The 17277-nt window shown below is 67.7% G+C and carries 16 protein-coding genes; 11 read left to right on the forward strand and 5 right to left on the reverse strand.

Translation table 11 applies throughout. The annotated features are described in order from the left end of the window. Positions 1 to 19: 19 nt before the first annotated feature. From ACX12D_RS31950 to ACX12D_RS31965, 4 genes are read right to left on the reverse strand one after another with little or no spacing between them, the layout of a single operon-like run. Positions 20 to 988 (reverse strand): TMAO reductase system protein TorT, encoded by a 969-nt coding sequence (locus ACX12D_RS31950; RefSeq protein WP_459374990.1) that lies wholly within the window; start codon positions 986 to 988, stop codon positions 20 to 22. Between the two features lie 43 nt (positions 989 to 1031). Beyond that, positions 1032 to 2042 carry an ABC transporter permease gene (locus tag ACX12D_RS31955; protein ID WP_459374991.1) on the reverse strand — a complete coding sequence of 337 codons (1011 nt, stop codon included), beginning with the start codon at positions 2040 to 2042 and terminating at the stop codon, positions 1032 to 1034. 10 nt (positions 2043 to 2052) lie between these two features. Beyond that, entirely contained in the window at positions 2053 to 3018 is a 966-nt protein-coding gene (locus ACX12D_RS31960; protein WP_459374992.1) for an ABC transporter permease, read from the reverse strand. Continuing rightward, a complete protein-coding gene (locus ACX12D_RS31965) occupies positions 3005 to 4567 on the reverse strand; it encodes a sugar ABC transporter ATP-binding protein (RefSeq protein WP_459374993.1) in 1563 nt (520 codons plus the stop codon). The genes ACX12D_RS31960 and ACX12D_RS31965 overlap by 14 nt, the downstream gene beginning before the upstream one ends. Positions 4568 to 4738: 171 nt before the next feature. On the opposite strand from ACX12D_RS31965, the gene ACX12D_RS31970 reads away from it, so the two are divergent. The 10 genes from ACX12D_RS31970 to ACX12D_RS32015 all read left to right on the forward strand — a co-directional run bounded on the left by ACX12D_RS31970 (position 4739) and on the right by ACX12D_RS32015 (position 15061). Beyond that, positions 4739 to 5689 carry a LysR substrate-binding domain-containing protein gene (locus ACX12D_RS31970; RefSeq protein ID WP_441635529.1) on the forward strand — a complete coding sequence of 317 codons (951 nt, stop codon included), beginning with the start codon at positions 4739 to 4741 and terminating at the stop codon, positions 5687 to 5689. A 252-nt stretch (positions 5690 to 5941) separates the two neighbouring features. Beyond that, a complete protein-coding gene (locus ACX12D_RS31975; RefSeq protein WP_459374994.1) occupies positions 5942 to 6487 on the forward strand; it encodes a RidA family protein in 546 nt (181 codons plus the stop codon). A 103-nt stretch (positions 6488 to 6590) separates the two neighbouring features. Next, positions 6591 to 7379: an ABC transporter ATP-binding protein gene (locus ACX12D_RS31980; RefSeq protein WP_459374995.1), complete on the forward strand. Its 789-nt coding sequence runs from the start codon at positions 6591 to 6593 to the stop codon at positions 7377 to 7379. Beyond that, positions 7376 to 8662, forward strand: coding sequence for an ABC transporter permease (locus tag ACX12D_RS31985; protein ID WP_459374996.1), 1287 nt, complete (start codon positions 7376 to 7378; stop codon positions 8660 to 8662). Before ACX12D_RS31980 ends, ACX12D_RS31985 begins: the two co-directional genes overlap by 4 nt. 17 nt (positions 8663 to 8679) lie before the next feature. After that, positions 8680 to 9339 carry a DUF3299 domain-containing protein gene (locus ACX12D_RS31990; protein ID WP_459374997.1) on the forward strand — a complete coding sequence of 220 codons (660 nt, stop codon included), beginning with the start codon at positions 8680 to 8682 and terminating at the stop codon, positions 9337 to 9339. A gap of 115 nt (positions 9340 to 9454) precedes the next feature. Continuing rightward, a complete protein-coding gene (zigA, locus tag ACX12D_RS31995) occupies positions 9455 to 10651 on the forward strand; it encodes a zinc metallochaperone GTPase ZigA (RefSeq protein ID WP_459374998.1) in 1197 nt (398 codons plus the stop codon). A gap of 190 nt (positions 10652 to 10841) precedes the next feature. Beyond that, positions 10842 to 11744: an NAD-dependent epimerase/dehydratase family protein gene (locus ACX12D_RS32000; RefSeq protein ID WP_459374999.1), complete on the forward strand. Its 903-nt coding sequence runs from the start codon at positions 10842 to 10844 to the stop codon at positions 11742 to 11744. An 810-nt stretch (positions 11745 to 12554) separates the two neighbouring features. After that, complete coding sequence (locus tag ACX12D_RS32005; RefSeq protein ID WP_459375000.1) at positions 12555 to 13601, forward strand: LacI family DNA-binding transcriptional regulator; 1047 nt, start codon at positions 12555 to 12557, stop codon at positions 13599 to 13601. A 106-nt stretch (positions 13602 to 13707) separates the two neighbouring features. Next, a complete protein-coding gene (locus tag ACX12D_RS32010) occupies positions 13708 to 14013 on the forward strand; it encodes a hypothetical protein (RefSeq protein WP_441635516.1) in 306 nt (101 codons plus the stop codon). A 193-nt stretch (positions 14014 to 14206) separates the two neighbouring features. Further along, a complete protein-coding gene (locus ACX12D_RS32015) occupies positions 14207 to 15061 on the forward strand; it encodes a transcriptional regulator (RefSeq protein ID WP_459375001.1) in 855 nt (284 codons plus the stop codon). A gap of 28 nt (positions 15062 to 15089) precedes the next feature. Here the strand turns inward: ACX12D_RS32015 and ACX12D_RS32020 are convergent, their stop codons facing one another. Next, on the reverse strand, positions 15090 to 16094 hold the full coding sequence (locus ACX12D_RS32020; RefSeq protein WP_459375002.1) for a tripartite tricarboxylate transporter substrate binding protein: 1005 nt from the start codon (positions 16092 to 16094) through the stop codon (positions 15090 to 15092). Positions 16095 to 16183: 89 nt separating this feature from the next. On the opposite strand from ACX12D_RS32020, the gene ACX12D_RS32025 reads away from it, so the two are divergent. Then, the gene (locus tag ACX12D_RS32025; protein ID WP_459375003.1) at positions 16184 to 17236 is read left to right on the forward strand and encodes an RNA-guided endonuclease InsQ/TnpB family protein; all 1053 of its coding nucleotides are present in this window, start codon (positions 16184 to 16186) and stop codon (positions 17234 to 17236) included. Positions 17237 to 17277 lie beyond the last annotated feature (41 nt).

Raw genomic sequence — 17277 nt, forward strand, 5'->3', positions numbered from 1 at the left:
ATCGAATGGCGGCGCCGCGTCACGGACGATAGTCCTTCGGCGCGGTCACCAGGGAAAGATCGAGCGTGGCGAGATTGTCGCGCGTGGCCAGGATGGACGGCGTGCGCACGACCGCTGTCGTGCCCTCCTTGCGGGCGGCGGCCACCGCCTGCCTGAGCGCCTCGCGGCCCTGCGTGACGATCTGCTGCACGGACGAGCAGGCCAGCTCGCCGCTCTGCAGCATCTGCTGCGCGGTGGGGCTGAGGTTGGAGGCGCTGATCTTGACGCCCTCGCGGTGGACGGACTTGACCGCCAGCGCCGCGCCCGCCGCCGAGTCATCCACCGCGGAGTAGATGCCGTTGAGCTCCGGAAAGCGTTGCAGCCAGTCGTCCACCAGGTTGATGGCGCCGTTGCGCGTGATCGCGCTGCGCGACTCCGCCACCACCTTGATGCCGGGGTATTCCGCCTTGATGGTTTCCAGGAAGCCCTGGCGCCGCAGGTCGGCCCAGGTCTGCCCTTGCTGCTGGGAGATCATGCCTACCGCGCCCTTGCCGTTGAGCGCCTTGCCAAGGCACTGTGCCTGCAGGCGGCCCATGTCGTAGTGGTCCGCGCTGATCCTGGAGGCGAGCTTGTCGCTGTTGGGCACGCTGGAGAGCCCCACCACCGGGATGCCCTTGCCAATGGCATGCTCCACCGCGCCGCGGATGGCATCGCCATTGGTGGCGCCGACGACGATGCCATCGACCTTGCGCTGTACGAGGTCCTGCAGCTGCGAGATCTGGATGTTGACGTTGGCATCGCCGCCAGCGTTGAGCTTGACCAGCGCAACGCCGAGCTTCTTCGCTTCATCTTCCACGCCATAGGTCATGGAGATCCAGAACGACGATGACAAGTCCGGCGTGGCGTAGCCGATCGTTAGCGCTTTCTGCGCCATGGCCGGCCCGCATGCCAGCAGGGCGCCTGCCAGGACGACGGCGGCCCGTAGCCGGGGAATGCTGATTCGTTTCATGATTCGAGCTCCTGTTCGATGTCGTTGCAGTGAAGGTAAGCGTTCAGCCCTGGCGCGATCCCACCCTGCGCATCAGGTATTCGAGCAAGCCCGCGGATACGATGACCGCGCCCAGCACGATCTCGGAGGCAAAGGGCGAGGTGCCGAGCAGGTTCAGCCCGTTGAGCAACGCCTGGATGAACAGGGTGCCCACCATCACCTGCCACACGGCGCCCTTGCCGCCGCTAAGCGCCACGCCGCCGATCACGCACGCGGCAATGGCTTGCAGCTCCATGCCCGCGCCGTCGACCGCGACCGCTGCGCCGCTGCGCGCCAGCAGGAACACCGCCGCCAGCCCGGCCAGCGCGCCGCACAGTCCATAGGCCAGCACGCCGGCGGTGCGCACGGGCACCCCCACCAGCAAAGCCGCATCGGGATGGCTGCCGATCATGTAGAACCAGCGCCCGAGCGGCAGGCGCGCGCACAGCAGCCAGGCCAGCGCCGCCACCGGCGCGGCCAGCCACACCATCGCCGGCACACCTAGCCATGCCGCGTAGGCCAGCGACTGGATCACCGTGCCGGGCGGCAGCGGCACCGCATCGACGCCACCGGAGACGATGGTCGATATCCCGCGCACGATCAGCGTCGCGCCCAGCGTGACGACGATCGGCTCCATGCGGCGGCAGGCGATCAGGTAGCCATTGCAGAGCCCCACCGCCAGCCCGGCACCCGTGCCCAGCAGGATGGCGGGCACTTCGCCGAACTGCGCGACGGTCTGGGCGATCACGATGGACGACAGCACCGCCACGGCGCCCACCGAGATATCGAAGCCGCGCGTGACCACCACCAGCATCTGGCCGAGCGCGAGCAACAGCAGCACGGCACTTTGCGAAACGATGTTGGCCAGGTTGTCGGAGGTGGCGAAGCCGGGCGAGATCACGCCCATCACCAGCCACAAGCCCGCGCAGGCAAACAGGCCGGTGGATTTGCGCAGCGCGGGCACGGAGCGCGGCGAGAAAGCTGACAGGGCGGCGCCGGTGCGAGCCTGCAGGGACATCAGTCGTTGCGTGTTCATGTTCGTGCGCTCAAGAGGCGTTGGCGGGAAGGCTGGGCAGCGGGCGCGCGCGCAGCGAGCGGCCGCGCAGTTGCTGGAGCAGCACGGCCGCGAGGATCAGCACGCCAAGCAGGACGCTCTGGATATAGCTGGGGAAATTGACCAGCACGAGCGCATTGCCCACCATGGCCAGGATCAGGCAGCCAAACAGCGCGTGCAACGGGCCGCCCTTGCCGCCGGTGAGCGGAATGCCGCCGATGGCGCACGCGGCGATCGCCTCGAAGGGCAGGTTGGGATAGAGGTTGGGCTGGCCCGAGCCGAGCCGCGAGGTCAGCACCGCGCCGGCTATCGCCACCAGCACGGCATTGGCCAGATAGGCCTGCAGCACGCGTGGCTTCACCGCGATGCCCGCCAGGTGCGCGGCCTCCGGGTTGCTGCCCACCAGATACCATTCGCGGCCCGGCGCTGTGTAGCGCGTGAGCGCGCCCACAACCAGCAGCGCGGCGCCGGCCAGCCACAGCGGCAACGGCAGGCCCAGCCACTGTCCCCGGCCCAGCGCGGAGAAGTCCACGCTGGTCGGGGCATCCAGCGGCACGCCGCCCACCAGCACGCCGCACAAGCCGTGCACCGCAATCATGGTGCCGAGCGTGGCGAGAAAGGCGGGGATGCGCAAGACACCAACCAGCGTGCCATTGAGCGCGCCCAGGGCCAGCACCGCCAGCGCGCCGGCGGCAAACGCGCCACCCACGCCGATGGCCGGCATGCTCAGCACGGCCACCACGCTGAACAGCGCCACCCCGGAGCCCACGGAGAAATCCAGCCCGCGCACCACGATCACCAGGCCTTGTCCGATGGCCACCAGCAACAGCACCGCCAGCACGCGCGCCAGATTGAAGATGTTGCCGCTGGTGCCAAAGCGCGGCACCGCGATCACGCAGGCCACGAACAGCGCCAGGCAGACCCAGGCCGATGCCGGCCACTTCCTAAGCCAGGCCATGATGTGCCTCCTCGCGCGTGGGTTGCGGGCTGTCATCGCAATCGCTGGCGCCGGTGGTGCACGCAATCACCTGCTGCAACGCCACCCCGCGCGCAAACACCCTGGCCATGCGGCCATGGCGCATCACCACGATGCGGTGCGACAAGGCCACCACCTCGTCGATGTCGCTGGACGCCACGATCACGCACACGCCGCGGCGCGCCGCGTCCACCAGCGCATCGTGGATGGCCTCGCGGGCGTTCACGTCGACCCCGCGCGTGGGCTCGATCACCACCAGCACCTTCAGCCCGGGCAGCAGCAGGTTGCGGATCACCAGCAGCTTTTGCTGGTTGCCGCCGCTCAGCGCGCTGACGTCCAGGGCCGGATCGCCCGGGCGCACCCGCAGCGACGCGAACAAGCGCTCGCTGGCGCCGACCTCCATCGCATCGGAGACGAAGAGATGATCCGAGATGGATGTGTAGGTGGAGGCCACCGCGTTGGCGGCGCAATTGAGCCCCGGGAAGATGCCGTCGCTGCTGCGGTCGGCCGGGATCAGCCCGACGCCGCCTTGCTTGAAGCGCCGGCGCGATAGTGCCGTCAGGTCCAGCTCGTCGATCCGGATGGTGCCGGCGCTAGGGGGCCGGCTTCCGCTCAGCACTTCGCCCAGCTCGATCGCACCCGAGCCGATCAGGCCAGCCAGCCCGACGATCTCGCCTCGGCCCACCGACAGCGTGACGTCACGCAGCAGATCGCCGCAGGCGATGCCCTCGACCCGCAGCCGCGTGTTGCCCACGGCCGGGAGCTCGCGCGCGGGGCGCTCGGCCACCGGCCCCACCATGGCCTCGACGATCTCGTGCGGCGTCATGGCGGCCACCGGCGCCGCGTCCACCACGGTAACGCCATCGCGCAGCACGGTGATGGTGTCGCAGACCTGCTTGATCTCGCCGAGCTTGTGGCTGATGAAGACGATGCCCTTGCCTTCGTCCTTGAGGCGCGCGACAGCGGCGAACAGACGGTCGGCTTCATGCGCGTTAAGCGCGGCGGTCGGCTCGTCGAGGATCAGCACTTCGCACTTGCGCGCCACGCCGCGCGCGATTTCCAGCAACTGCCGCTCGGCCATCGACAGGCCGGACACCAGCTGGCGCGGGTTGAGCGCCAGCCCGATGCGCCGCGCCGTGTCCAGATAGCATTGCAGCGGCAGGCGGGCACCAGCGTGCAGCGCGCCGGCCCGGGCCACGTCGAACGCATGCAGGTTTTGTTCCACCGTCAGGTCCGGGAACACGGTGGCATGCTGGTACACGGGAATCACGCCGGCCGCGATGGCGTCGCGCACCGAGCCAAAGGCAACCGGCTGGCCGCGCAGCAGGATGGTGCCCGTATCCGGGCGCAGCGCGCCGACGAGCATCTTCACCAGCGTGCTCTTGCCTGCACCATTTTCGCCCATCAACGCATGCACCTCGCCGGGGCGCACGGTGAGATCGGCGCCGCGCAATGCGCAGGTCGCTCCAAATCGCTTGGAAAGACCGGATACCGAGAGCAGGGGGCGCTCCTCGCCGGGCGTGGTTGTCATGCGGGCTCCTTTTTTGGCGTTGTCTTTGTCTGGGTCTTTGTTTTTTTGCAGATGCTTTTTTTCTTGCCTGAGAGGAATACTCGGCGTCGCGGATCTTTTCAGCAAACGACTTGATTGCACATACGCATGACTTATACTTATGCGTCCATCGCCCTCGCCCCCAGGTGCCGCATGAAACGTTCGCTTCCTCCGCTGGTTTCGCTGCGCGCTTTCGAGGCCGCCGCGCGACACATGAGTTTTACGCTGGCCGCGGACGAGCTGTGCGTGACCCAGAGCGCAATCAGCCGGCACATCAAGAACCTGGAAACGCACTACGGGCTCAAGCTGTTCAACCGCCTGACGCGCGCCATCGAACTTACCCCGCAGGGCGCGCGCTTGTTCGACGTGGTGACGCGCTCGCTCGACCAGATCGAGACCGTTGCCCGCGAGCTCACCGGGGCCAGGAACTCGCGCAGCCTGCTGGTCAGCATCCTGCCCACGCTGGCGTCCACCTGGCTGATGCCGAGGCTGGTCAACTTCACGCAGGCGCACCAGGCCATCGAGATCCGGCTGATCACGTCGATCGATCCGGTTTCATTCGATCGCGACAAAGTGGACGTGGCAATCCGTGTGGGCAAGCCGCCTGGCAAGCGGGCACGCAAGGGTGCGCCGCGCATCGACCTGGTGATGACGGACGAGTGGAAGGGCGTGGCCACGGAGCCGCTGTTTCCCGACAGCCTGGTGCCCGTATGCAAGCCTGGGCTGGTGAAAGGCCGGCTGCCCGCCAGCCCGGCCGCGCTGGCGCGGCTGCCGCTGATTCACACCGACTCCCGCGCGCATGCGTGGCCCGACTGGTTTGCCGCGCTGGACGTGCCCTACGCGGCCGGCGCGCAGGCCCTGCATTTCGGGCATTTCTTCATGTCGGTGCGGGCTGCCATCGAAGGCCGCGGCATCGCGCTGGTGCCCGATGTGCTGGTGGCCGAGGAGATCGCCTCCGGCAGGCTGGCCGTGCCGGTGCGCGAGCGCATCACCAGCGGCGGCGACTACTGCTTGCTGTACCGCAAGGAGCGGGCCGACGACTACGCCATCGCGGCGTTTCGCACCTGGCTGCACGCCGAGGTGGCGGCGATGCCGTCGATCTGAGCTGTGTTGGCGCTGTCGATGGCGCTGTCGTTGGACCCACGCATGACCTCAGGGCATGCATGCGGCGCAAGGAGTCATTTGTCCGCGCACAGGGGCGGCTACTAGCATGGTGTCGTGACAATCGCGAGCGCGTTCGGTCTTTGGTGTTCAGTGTTCCGTGTTCTGCGTCCCGCGTCCCGCGTTTGCACGGTCCGGCAAGGCAACGCCGCGTTGCCCGGATCCTCCTTGCTTGCATCTACCGACAGGCCCCCCATGCGCGCAACACGCTTGCTCTCGTGTATTTCCATTGCCACCCTCGTCGCTCCGGCACTTTGCATCGCCACGGCCAACGCTGCCGAGCAGATCGTCCGGCATCGCAACCCGGCGCATATGACCGAACCCTGGGCGCGCGAGTTCGCCGAGGCGATCGAGATTCCCGCCAGCGCGGAGCAACTCGTGCTCAGCGGCGTGGGGCCCACGGTGGCGAATGCCTCCGCGCCGCCCGATACCGCGGCCTCCTATGGCGACACCGCAACCCAGACCCGCAACGTGCTCGGCCAGATCGAGCATATCCTCAAGGACCGCGGCTACCAGATGGGCGACATCGTCTCCATGCAGGCGCTGATCGTGGCGGACCCGGCCACGGGCAAGCCGGATTTCGCCGGTTTCTCGGGCGTCTATAACCAGTACTTCGGAACCGGCAAGCAGCCCAACGTGCCAGTGCGCACGCGCGCCGAAGTGTTGCGGCTGGTGCCGCCGGGATGGCTGGTCGAGGTCACGGTCACCGCGAGCCGCGTGCCGGCGCGCCCGGCCAGGTAGACGCCAGGCCCGTCGCGGTGTGGATGCGGCCCGGGCCGCTTGCCATCCTTTGCCAGGTCACAGCATAATGCAACACTGTTGCATTATGCTTGGCGAGGACTGAATGGTGACTGGTATCGGCGAACGTGGCGAGGGCGGCAAGGCGAGCGGCGACGCCGTCATCGATCTGCAGGACATCGCATTCACCTGGCCCGCGCAGACCGCGCCTGGCCTGCGGCTTGACCGGCTCCGGCTGGGCGCGGGCGAGCAGGTGTTCGTGTGCGGGCCCAGCGGCAGCGGCAAGAGCACCTTGCTGTCGATGCTGGCCGGCGTGCTGCTGCCACAGCAAGGCACGGTGCGCGTGCTGGGCACCGCGCTCGGCGCGTTGTCGGCCTCGCAGCGCGACCGCTTCCGCGCCGATCATGTTGGCCTGGTCTTCCAGCAGTTCAACCTGCTGCCGTACCTGTCGGTCGTGGACAACGTGTTGCTGCCCTGCCGCTTCTCGCCCGCCCGGCGTGAGCGTACGGCGGCACAGGGCGCGACACCGGAAGCCGCCGCGCACGCGCTGCTCAAGCAGCTCGACCTGTCGCCGGCCCTGTGGCAGCGCCCTGTCACCCAGCTCTCGGTTGGCCAGCAGCAGCGCGTGGCAGCGGCGCGCGCGCTGATCGGCTGCCCGCAGGTGGTGCTGGCCGATGAGCCCACCTCCGCGCTGGACGCGCCGCGCCAGCAGGCCTTCATGGCGTTGCTGCGGCGCGAATGCGGCATCGCCGGCGCCAGCCTGGTGTTTGTCAGCCATGACGAGCGCTTGTCGGCGGGCTTCGCGCAGAGGTTGTCGCTGCCGGTGATCGACACGATGGACGCCATGGACGCCATGGACGCCATCGACGCGATCGACGCGATGGAGCCGGCATGATGCTGATGCTATCGATGGCGGCGCGCAGCGCGTGGAACCGCCGCTTCAACTTGCTGCTGATGCTGCTGGCGATTGCCCTGTCCGTTGCCATGCTGCTGGGCGTGGAGCGTATCCGGCATGCGGTGCGGGAGGGTTTTGCGCAGTCGGTGTCCGGCACCGACCTGGTGGTCGGCGCGCGCACCAGCCCGATCCAGCTGATGCTCTACACCGTGTTCCACCTTGGCGGGGCCAGCAACAACATGCGCTGGGACAGCGCCGAGCGGCTGGCGCGGCATCCGGCGGTGGCGTGGACCATTCCGCTCTCGCTGGGCGACTCGCACCGCGGCTTCCCGGTGCTGGCGACCACGGCCAGCTACTTCACCCACTACCGCTACGGGGATCGCCGTGTGCTGGAACTGGCGCAGGGCAGGATCTTCCCGTCGCTGTTCGATGCGGTGCTTGGCGCCGAGGTGGCGAGCCGGCTGGGCTACCGCGTGGGCGATCGCATCGTGCTTAGCCACGGCGACAGCGGTGACGATGGCCCACAAGCCGATCATGCCAGCCATCATGAACATGCCGACAAGCCCTTCGTGGTCAGCGGCATCCTTGCGCGCACCGGCACGCCGGTGGACCGCACCGTGCATATTTGCCTGGAAGCCATGCAAGCCATCCACCTCGGCTGGGAGGGCGGCGTACCGCTGCCGGGCCTGGCGATCTTGCCGGAGCAGGTGCGCAAGTTCGACCTGACGCCCCAAGGCGTGACGGGCGTGCTGGTCGGCCTGAAGCTGAGGTCGCAGGTATTTGCCGTGCAGCGCGAGATTGCCGAAGACCCGCACGAGCCGCTGATGGCGGTGCTGCCGGGCGTGGCGCTGGACGAGCTGTGGCGCGTCATCGGCGTGGCCGAGCGCGCCATGCTGCTGGTGTCGGCGCTGGTGGTGGTGGTCGGGCTGGCGGGGCTGGCGTCCTCCATCCTTGCCGCGCTGGGCGAGCGGCGGCGCGAGCTGGCCATCTTGCGCGCCGTCGGCGCCCGCCCGCGCGACCTGCTGGCGATGCTGGCGCTGGAGGGGCTGGTGGTGATGGCCGCCGGTGCCCTGCTCGGGCTCCTGTTGCTGAGCGCGCTGGCAGCGGGGCTTGGGCCCTATCTGGAAGCCACGTACGGCGTGGCCTTGCAAGCGGCCTGGCCCACGCCGGGCGAGTGGCCGCTGCTTGGCGCCGCGGTGGCCGCCGGCTTCTGCGTGAGCCTGCTGCCCGGGTGGCGCGCTTACCGCCTCAGCCTGGCCGACGGGCTGATGCCGACCACATGATGCCCCGGACGCCCGGCATGACCCCACGTGTGCGGCGCGCCTTGTTTGCGCTCGCCATCATCGGCGTGGCGGTGGCGGTGGCGGTGGCGGGCGCGGCGTATTTCTTCCGGCCGCCGCCCCCGCAAGCCAAGGCGGATGCAGCCACCGCCGAGCCGCCCGCCTATGCGATAGGCGAGGCGCTGCAACCCGCGCCCGGCGCCGCACCCGACCCCGCCTTGCGCGAGATCGGCTGGCAGGCCTTGCTGCCCAAAGGCTGGGATCCGCTGGCGCCATTCAAGGGCCTGCGGCTCGATGAACTGGAGGACGCCGATCCGCGCGCGCAGATCGCCCTGTACAAGGCCCGTCAGTACTGGAAGCACGCACCGGTGGAGCCCTCGCTCGATGGCGCGGCGGTGCGCATAGCCGGCTTTGTCGTCTCGCTCGATGGCGAGGGCGAGGCGATCCGCGAGTTCCTGCTGGTGCCGTACTTTGGCGCGTGCATCCACGTGCCGCCGCCGCCCGCCAACCAGGTTATCCACGTGCGCACGGACAAGCCGCTGGCGGGGCTGCGCAGCATGGACACGGTGTGGATCAGCGGCGCGATGCGGGTGGAGCGGGCGGACACCATGATGGGCTATGCCGGCTACGCCATGCCGGCGGCGAGCGTGCAGCCCTATCTAGCGTCGCCGCGCCACTAATGCAACTAAGTTGCAAATGTGGCTATAATGCAATCCAGTTGCAAAAGAGCTGGGTTGCCCATGCCGGCCGCGAGCCACGGGCGCCTCCACTGACCCCGACCGATTCCTCGCCGCCATGCCATCACCAACGCTGCTGCCCGTTACCGTCCTCTCAGGTTTCCTGGGCGCGGGCAAGACCACCTTGCTCAACCATATCCTCCATAACCGCGAAGGCCGCCGCGTCGCGGTCATCGTCAACGATCTGTCGGAGGTGAACATCGACGTGGCGCTGGTGCGCGATGGCGGCGCCGGGCTGTCGCGCACGGACGAGCGGCTGGTGGAGATGAGCAACGGCTGCATCTGCTGCACGCTGCGCGAGGACTTGCTGGTGGAGGTGCGCCGGCTGGCCGGGGAGGGCCGGTTCGACCAGCTGGTGATCGAATCCACCGGGATCTCCGAGCCCTTGCCCGTGGCCGAGACCTTTACCTTCACGGACGAAGACGGCCAGAGCCTGTCGGATGTGGCACGGCTGGACACCATGGTCACCGTGGTCGACGCCTGCAACTTCCTGCGCGACTACAGCTCGCGCGACAGCCTGCGGCAGCGCGGCGAATCGATGGGCGAGGAAGATGGCCGCACGGTGGTGGACCTGCTGGTGGAGCAGGTCGAGTTTTGCGATGTGCTGCTGGTCAACAAGCTCGACCTGGTGAGCGGCGCCGAGCGCGAGCAGCTCATGGCGATCCTGCGCGGGCTCAATCCGCGAGCGCGGATCGAGCCGGCGATGTTCGGCAAGATCGCGCTGGAGAAGGTGCTTGGCACCGGCCTCTTCGATTTCGAGCAGGCGGCCAACGCGCCGGGCTGGCTCAGGGAGCTGCGTGGCGAGCATACGCCGGAGACGGCCGAGTACGGCATCGCCAGCTTTGTCTACCGCGCGCGCAGGCCATTCCACCCGCGGCGCTTCTTTGACCTGGTGCAGAGCGAGTGGCCCGGCGTGGTGCGCTCCAAGGGCTTCTTCTGGCTGGCCGCGCGTCCCACCCGCGCGGGCTCGTGGTCGCAGGCCGGCGCCATTTGCCGCCATGGCCCCGCCGGCCATTGGTGGGCCGCCGTGCCGCGCGAGCTCTGGCCCGAGGACCCCGAATCGGTGGCGACGATCCGCTCGCACTGGCACGAGGATACCGGCGACGCCCGGCAGGAACTGGTCCTGATCGGCATCGGCATGGACGAATCCGCATTGCGCGCGCGGCTCGACCACTGCCTGCTGAGCGATGCGGAGATGGCGCAAGGGCCCGCGGCCTGGGCCACCTACGACGATCCGTTCCCGGCCTGGGGCTAAGCACGGCGGCGCAGGCGGCGCGCACCACACTCGCGTGCGCGCCGCCCATTCTTGCGCGGGAATCAAATATGTTCTGCACGCCGCACGGTTTTTCTCTGCATGGGTTGCGCGGATACTCGGGTCATGTTCATCCGGCCACGGCCCCGCCCCAATCCGGCGCGCTTCGCAAGCCCGCTTCCAGGAGCATCCCATGCAAATCTTCATCACCGGCGCGGCCGGCTTTATCGGCGGCTCGGTCGCGGCGCACCTGATCGCCGCCGGGCATAGCGTGCGCGGCCTGGTCCGCAACCCGGCGCAGGCCGCACAGTTGGCCATGCGCGGCGTCGTGCCCGTGCAGGGCACGCTCGACGACGCCGCCCTGCTGACGCGCGAAGCCGCACAGGCCGATGGCGTGATCAACGCCGCCAGCAGCGACCACCGCGCCGCGGTAGAAGCGCTGCTGGCCGGATTGCGCGGCTCGGGCAAGCCGTTGCTGCATACCAGCGGCTCGAGCGTGATCGGCGACGACGCCGGCGGCAATGCCTTGTCGCCGCGCATCTTCGACGAACAGACGCCGTTCGTGGTGGAACCGGGAAAAGCGGCGCGCCATGCCATCGACCAGATGGTGCTGGCGGCTGCTGCGCAAGGCGTGCGCAGCGCCGTGCTGTGCAACAGCATGATCTACGGCGTTGGCGCCGGGCTGCATGCCGACAGCGTGCAGATTCCGCCGCTGGTGGCGCAGGCCAGGCAAAGCGGCGTGGTGCGCATCGTCGGCGCGGGCGTGAACCGCTGGTCCAACGTGCATATCGCCGATGTGGTGGACCTCTATGCGCGCGTGCTCGACAGCGCGCCCGCGGGCGCCTTTTATTTCGTCGAGAACGGCGAGGCTTCGTACGCGGAGATCGGCGCTGCCATTGCCCGGCGGCTCGGTCTCGGGGCCGTGCAGTCCTGGTCAGTCGAAGCGGCCACGCCCATCTGGGGCGAGGGCCAGTCGCGCTATTCCTTCGGCTCCAACAGCCGCGTGCGCGCCCGGCGCGCGCGCTCGGAACTGGGCTGGCAGCCCCGGCATGCTTCGGTGACGGCGTGGATCGAGAACGAGATGCCGCTCGCCTGACGCGCACCTGAAGCGCGGATTCATTCAGGCCCCGGCCGCTGCTGGCCGTGGCCGCCAACGGTGCGCTGGATCGGGGCGGACGCTTGACCAGCCCGGAGGGGTTGGCGCCTGCCTGGGATTGAGGGCGGTGGGTGGGTTGCTGAATTTGCTGTAGTTGCCCGCGTAGATCAGCGCGCCCTGACAGATCGCGCGCAACGCTTGCCTGAACGCGGCCGGCATCGCCGGCGCGTCTTCCCAGTTCCCCTGGCGCCATGAAAGTTGCCTGCGCCAAGGCGGTCACGGCCTGAACCACTTCCCGCAGAATGCGTAGCCGGGCACCGCCGCGAAGGTGGCGACGCCCGGCAACCCGTCGTCCTTGCATTTGTCTCGCGACCGCCTATGATTTGTAAATCGGTTTAGTAAATCGTTTTACATAAGCGCTTAATATCCGGTACCCGGTACCCAGTGTGGAGCCGCGGCAATCATGGCGTCAGACGAAGTGCAGCGCGACACGTCTCGCCCCAGGCTGGTGCCGTTCTCCCTGATTCTTGCCGCCAGCGCTCACCATCCTGTCCGGGGCGAGCCTGGAAGTCGCGCCGGCGTTGATCCTGTTCGGTCCGCTGCTTATGCCCGCCGCTCATGCCCGCCGCTTATGCCCATTAGGCAGCAGGCCGGCGTGCATCCGCTACACTTCCTCGCCTTGCTGCTGATTTTTGCTGTTGTTGATCCTGTTGCCATCGCTGACGCCATGGCTACCCCGCCCGATGAAGCTGGCATGAGATCCCGATAATGGCAACCATACAAGATGTCGCCAGATTGGCGAACGTATCCGTGAGTTCCGTTTCCAATGTGCTCAACGGACGCACCGAGCGGCTCAATCCCGCCACCTTCGAGCGGGTGCAGGAGGCCATCCGCGCGCTCGGGTTCCGGCCCAGCCAGGTCGCGCGCCAGCTCAAGACCGGCCGCACGCCGATGCTGGGGCTGCTGGTGCCGTCCACCGCCAACCCCATGTACGGCCAGCTCGCACTGAAGATCGAAGCCGAGGCGCAGCGCCAGATCGGCTACCGCGTGCTTCTGGGCAATACCAACCGGGACCGGGAGCAGGAGTCGCGCATGCTCGACGACCTGCTCTCGTTCGGCGTGCACGGCGTGATCATCGTGTCGTCGCTCACCGACGAGCACCATTTCCTGGCGGCGACCCGGCAGGGGCTGGCCATGGTCAGCTACGACGGCGGCGCCGACGCGAACATGCCGGCGTGCATCGATCATGTGGCGCCCGACAACTTCCAGGCGGGCCACCTGGCCGCGTCGCACCTGATCGAGCTGGGCCACCGGCGCATCGCCTTTGTCATGCCCGCCGGGCGCACGGTGAGCCGCGCGAGCAAGATCGCCGGTTTCCAGGCGGCGGTGAAAGAGGCCGGGCTGGGGGACGCGGCGGTGATAGAGTGCCCGCCCACAGCGCATTACGGCGATGCCGAACTGGCGGAACTGGGCCAGGTCCTGGCGGGGCAGCTGGCGCAGGCCAGCACACGCCCCACCGGGCTCATCGCGGTCAACGACATGATGGCGATCGGGCTGATGTCCGGCCTGCACCAGGCGGGCCTGTCGGTGCCGGGCGATGTCTCGGTGATCGGCATGGACGACATCGGCATGTGCTCGTACACCAATCCCGCGCTGACCTCGGTGGCCATGCCATTTGGCGAGATGGCGCAAGCCATGGTGCGGCGGGTCATGCTGCGGCTGGCGCAACCGGACGAAGCACCGATCCGCCTGTGCTTTCCCAGCGGGCTGGTGGTGCGCCAGTCCACCGCGAAGCCGCCTGCCGCCAACCGGCTGGCCGGCGCGAGCGCACCAATGCAAGGCGTGAGGCACGCATGACAAGCCCATGGCCGCGGTGGAAGCCCGCAGCCATGGACGGATGGAACCTGGCACGCCGTGCGTGGCCGTGGTTGTCACAAATCGACCTGAATCGTGGAGGAACGAGATGGTGCTCGACAAACCGGAACGCCGGCTGGCAGGGCCAGCCAGGACGTATATCGAAGCCGGATATGCCATCGAGGTGGATATCCTGGAGGTGGCGCAAGGCAGTTGGGGAGCGCTGGTCCGCCTGTCAAAGCTGGCCGACGGCCAGGTCCCCGCCGCGCACTTCATGCTCAACCGCACGTTCGAGGACCGCGCCATGGCGTTCTCGTACACGCTGGCGCTGACGCGCTCCTGCGTAGCGCAATTCGCACCGGCCTCCGCGACCGAGATTGCCGAGATGCTCAAGACCGGGAAGGCGGACCACTAGGATCGCGCAGGCTATCCAGCATGCAGCAGACGCGGCGCACCCGCACCACAAACGCCCGGAACAATTCGGCGCCAGCCCTGGCCGGCGCGGGATATCCGGCGAACGATCGCAACGGCACGCGCGGCCCCCCGGGGCGCCGGCACGCTGCGGCAAGAGCTGAAGAGGGGACCCACCAGGCAATCAGGGGGGCAGCATGGACAACACCACGGTGTTCACAAGGCAGGAACTAGACACTTACTTTGCTTCATATGTGGGGATGGAGGGGGGCAATCCGCGGGCCTCGGTCTGGTTTTGCGACAGGAGCCCGCATCCGTGGTCCGAGCACCTGCGCGCGCCACTCAAGCCGCGCCTGGCGCCGCTGGCCTGGGACGCGGCGTTTCGCGCCGCGCACCGCGCCAGCATGGGCAAATGGCTCAGCCACCAGCGCATTGCCCGCATCATGGCCGCCGCCCGCGCTGAGGTGCTGGGCTTGCGCGACGACGATGCCGATGCCGACTGGAAGCCCTATTACGAGCACCACCTGTACGCCGCCTGCGGGGCCGAGTTCAAGCTCAACCTGTTTCCCCTGCCCATGCAGCTCGATGGCCTGACCCCGTGGTCCACGGTGTTCCGCGGCCAGCCGGCCCTGGTGCCCAAGGAGCGCTACCTGGATCTGTGCCGGCACGGCGGACGCTTCCGCTTCCTGGCCGAGATGTGCGCGCGCTGGCGGCCCAAGGTGGTGGTGTGCCTGGGCCACCGGCATACCGAGGATTTCGTCAACGCGTTCGCGCTGGACTACGCGGCGGTGCGGGACGAGAAACTGCAGCCCGCCGACCTGGTGAAATCACTGCGGGTGTTCACCCGCGACGACACCACCTGGATCATCTGCCCGGCGCTGGCCGGCCCCTCCGGGCTGACTTCCGATGTCTTGCTGAACGCCTTCGGCAAGCTGCTTGCCGCCAGCCTGGACGCGAGCGACTTCGGCGTTGTGCAGACCGGCCGCAAGGCCGTGGGCTTTAGTCCGTGGCCGCAGGCCGCGGCTTACCTGCAGGCCGAGCCCATGCGCTGACGTCGTCCTTTCCTTGCATCGATTTGCATCAGTCCGCCTTGAGGCCGATCCGCAGGGCCAGCTTGGTCCATCGCGCGATATCGGCGTTCACCACCCGCTGGAACTCCGCCGGCGTGCTGTGGGTGGTGGCAAAGCCCAGGTTCGCCAGGTTGGCCCTGACTTCTGGTTTGGCAATGACCTTGGTGATCTCCAGGTTGAGCTTTTGCACGACCTCGGGCGACGTGCCCGCTGGCGCCAGGATGCCGAACCACTGGTCAACGTCGTAGCCCGGCAGGCCCAGTTCGCTAACCGCCGGCACCTCGGGCAGGAACGGCGAGCGGCCACGGGACGTTACCGCCAGCGCGCGCAGCTTGCCGGTCTTGAGGTAAGGCAGGGTGTTGGTGAGCGTGTTGATGCTGACGTCCGCCTGGCCGCCCAGCACGTCGGTCATGGCCGGGGCACATCCCTTGTAGGGAATGTGCAGCAGATCGGTCCTTGCCGAGATCTTCAGCAACTCGCCCGCCAGGTGCTGCGGCGTGCCGTTGCCGCACGACGCATAGCTGGGCGGCTTGCCCGAGCGGCCGGCCGCGATCAGGTCCTTGAAGCTATGGATCGGGGAATGTTCCGGCACGGCGATCACGGACGGCACCGACGCAAACGCGATGACCGCGCTGAAGTCCTTGCCCGGCTCGAAGGGCAGCTTGCGGAACACGCCGGGATTGATGGCGAAGCTGCTGTTGACCACCAGCAGGGTATAGCCATCCGCCGGGCTCCTTGCCACCAGCTCCGCGCCGATATTGCCGCTGGCGCCGGGCCGGTTGTCCACCACCACGGCCTGCCCGAGGCTGCGCCCAAGTTCCGTGCCGATCACCCGCGCCAGGGTATCGGTGCCGCCGCCCGGCGGAAAGGTCACTACCAGGCGGATTGGCCGCTGCGGGAAGTCACTGGCGGGGCTGGCGTTGGCATTGGCGTTGGCCCGGGCCGGCATGCCTGCCAGCGCCGCGCCAAGCAACGAGATCGCCGCGAGGCAGCGTACGACGGATGAGAATTTCATCAGACTAGCTCCGAGAAACCTCGCCATTCATGGCGAGGAGTGAAAGGAGCGCCGCCGCCAGGCGGCATTCCCACGTTAGAATGTGCGGCATGATTCTTGTCTACCGCTACCGGGTGAAGTCGCTCAACGGCCTGCTCAACAAGCAGAGCCGAGTGGTGAACTACGTCTGGAACTTCTGCAATGACACGCAGAAGCACGCGCTCAAATGGGGTAAGAAGTGGCCGAGCGGGTTCGATCTGAACGTGCTGACCACCGGCAGCAGCAAGGCGCTCGGCATCCATTCCGGCACGGTCAACGCGACGTGCGAGCAGTACGCGAAATCGCGCAGCCAGCATCGCCGTCCTTACCTGCGATACCGCGGCAGGAAGTGGCTCGGATGGGTGCCCCTGAAAGGCCGCGATGTGAAACGAGAGGGCGAGGCGTTTCGCTTTGCCGGAAATACCTTTCGCGTGTTCAACAGCCGCCTGTTGCCCGAAGGCAAGATCAAGGACGGCACAAACTTTGCGCAGGATTCGCGCGGGAACTGGTTTCTCAACATCGTGATAGAGGTTGCTGATGTGCCGGCACGCCCGATTCAAGCTGGCGTCGGCATCGACCTTGGCCTGAAGGACTTCGCCACGCTCTCGACCGGCGAGAAGCTTTCCAATAACCGGTTTGGCCGGCATGCCGCCGAAAGACTGGCCAAGGCGCAGCGTGCGCGAAAGCACAAGCGGCATATCGCCAAGCTGCATGCCAAGGTGGCGAATGCCCGCGCCGACTTCCAGCACAAGCTCGCGCTCGATCTCGTCCGGCGCTTCGATTACATCGCAGTTGGCAACGTGTCGGCTTCGAAACTCGCCAAAACCAAGATGGCGAAGAGCGTCTACGACGCATCCTGGTCGTCCTTCCGGGACAAGCTCCGCTACAAAGCGATTGCGCACGGGGCCACGTTTGAGGAAGTGAACGAAAGTGGTTCTACCCAGTCCTGTTCGGCGTGCGGTTCGAAAGACAGCACGACGCGGCCGAAAGGTATCGCAGGACTGCGAATAAGAGAGTGGACCTGTAGTCGCTGTGGTGTCGTGCATGACCGTGATACCAATGCTGCGCTGAACATTCTCCGATGCGGACGTGCATCGCCAGGTGTGGGAATCCCCTGCCTTTAGGCCGGGGAGGACGTCAAGTGAAGCCATCTTCGGATGACCGA

It is taken from the genome of Cupriavidus sp. PET2-C1 (assembly GCF_054515855.1).

What these genes read in the sequence shown, in the direction of transcription:
- ACX12D_RS31950 (WP_459374990.1), bottom strand. Translation starts at nt 988, where the DNA reads ATGAAACGAATCAGCATTCCCCGGCTACGGGCCGCCGTCGTCCTGGCA.
- ACX12D_RS31955 (WP_459374991.1), bottom strand. Translation starts at nt 2,042, where the DNA reads ATGAACACGCAACGACTGATGTCCCTGCAGGCTCGCACCGGCGCCGCC.
- ACX12D_RS31960 (WP_459374992.1), bottom strand. Translation starts at nt 3,018, where the DNA reads ATGGCCTGGCTTAGGAAGTGGCCGGCATCGGCCTGGGTCTGCCTGGCG.
- ACX12D_RS31965 (WP_459374993.1), bottom strand. Translation starts at nt 4,567, where the DNA reads ATGACAACCACGCCCGGCGAGGAGCGCCCCCTGCTCTCGGTATCCGGT.
- ACX12D_RS31970 (WP_441635529.1), top strand. Translation starts at nt 4,739, where the DNA reads ATGAAACGTTCGCTTCCTCCGCTGGTTTCGCTGCGCGCTTTCGAGGCC.
- ACX12D_RS31975 (WP_459374994.1), top strand. Translation starts at nt 5,942, where the DNA reads ATGCGCGCAACACGCTTGCTCTCGTGTATTTCCATTGCCACCCTCGTC.
- ACX12D_RS31980 (WP_459374995.1), top strand. Translation starts at nt 6,591, where the DNA reads ATGGTGACTGGTATCGGCGAACGTGGCGAGGGCGGCAAGGCGAGCGGC.
- ACX12D_RS31985 (WP_459374996.1), top strand. Translation starts at nt 7,376, where the DNA reads ATGATGCTGATGCTATCGATGGCGGCGCGCAGCGCGTGGAACCGCCGC.
- ACX12D_RS31990 (WP_459374997.1), top strand. Translation starts at nt 8,680, where the DNA reads ATGACCCCACGTGTGCGGCGCGCCTTGTTTGCGCTCGCCATCATCGGC.
- zigA (WP_459374998.1), top strand. Translation starts at nt 9,455, where the DNA reads ATGCCATCACCAACGCTGCTGCCCGTTACCGTCCTCTCAGGTTTCCTG.
- ACX12D_RS32000 (WP_459374999.1), top strand. Translation starts at nt 10,842, where the DNA reads ATGCAAATCTTCATCACCGGCGCGGCCGGCTTTATCGGCGGCTCGGTC.
- ACX12D_RS32010 (WP_441635516.1), top strand. Translation starts at nt 13,708, where the DNA reads ATGGTGCTCGACAAACCGGAACGCCGGCTGGCAGGGCCAGCCAGGACG.
- ACX12D_RS32015 (WP_459375001.1), top strand. Translation starts at nt 14,207, where the DNA reads ATGGACAACACCACGGTGTTCACAAGGCAGGAACTAGACACTTACTTT.
- ACX12D_RS32020 (WP_459375002.1), bottom strand. Translation starts at nt 16,094, where the DNA reads ATGAAATTCTCATCCGTCGTACGCTGCCTCGCGGCGATCTCGTTGCTT.
- ACX12D_RS32025 (WP_459375003.1), top strand. Translation starts at nt 16,184, where the DNA reads ATGATTCTTGTCTACCGCTACCGGGTGAAGTCGCTCAACGGCCTGCTC.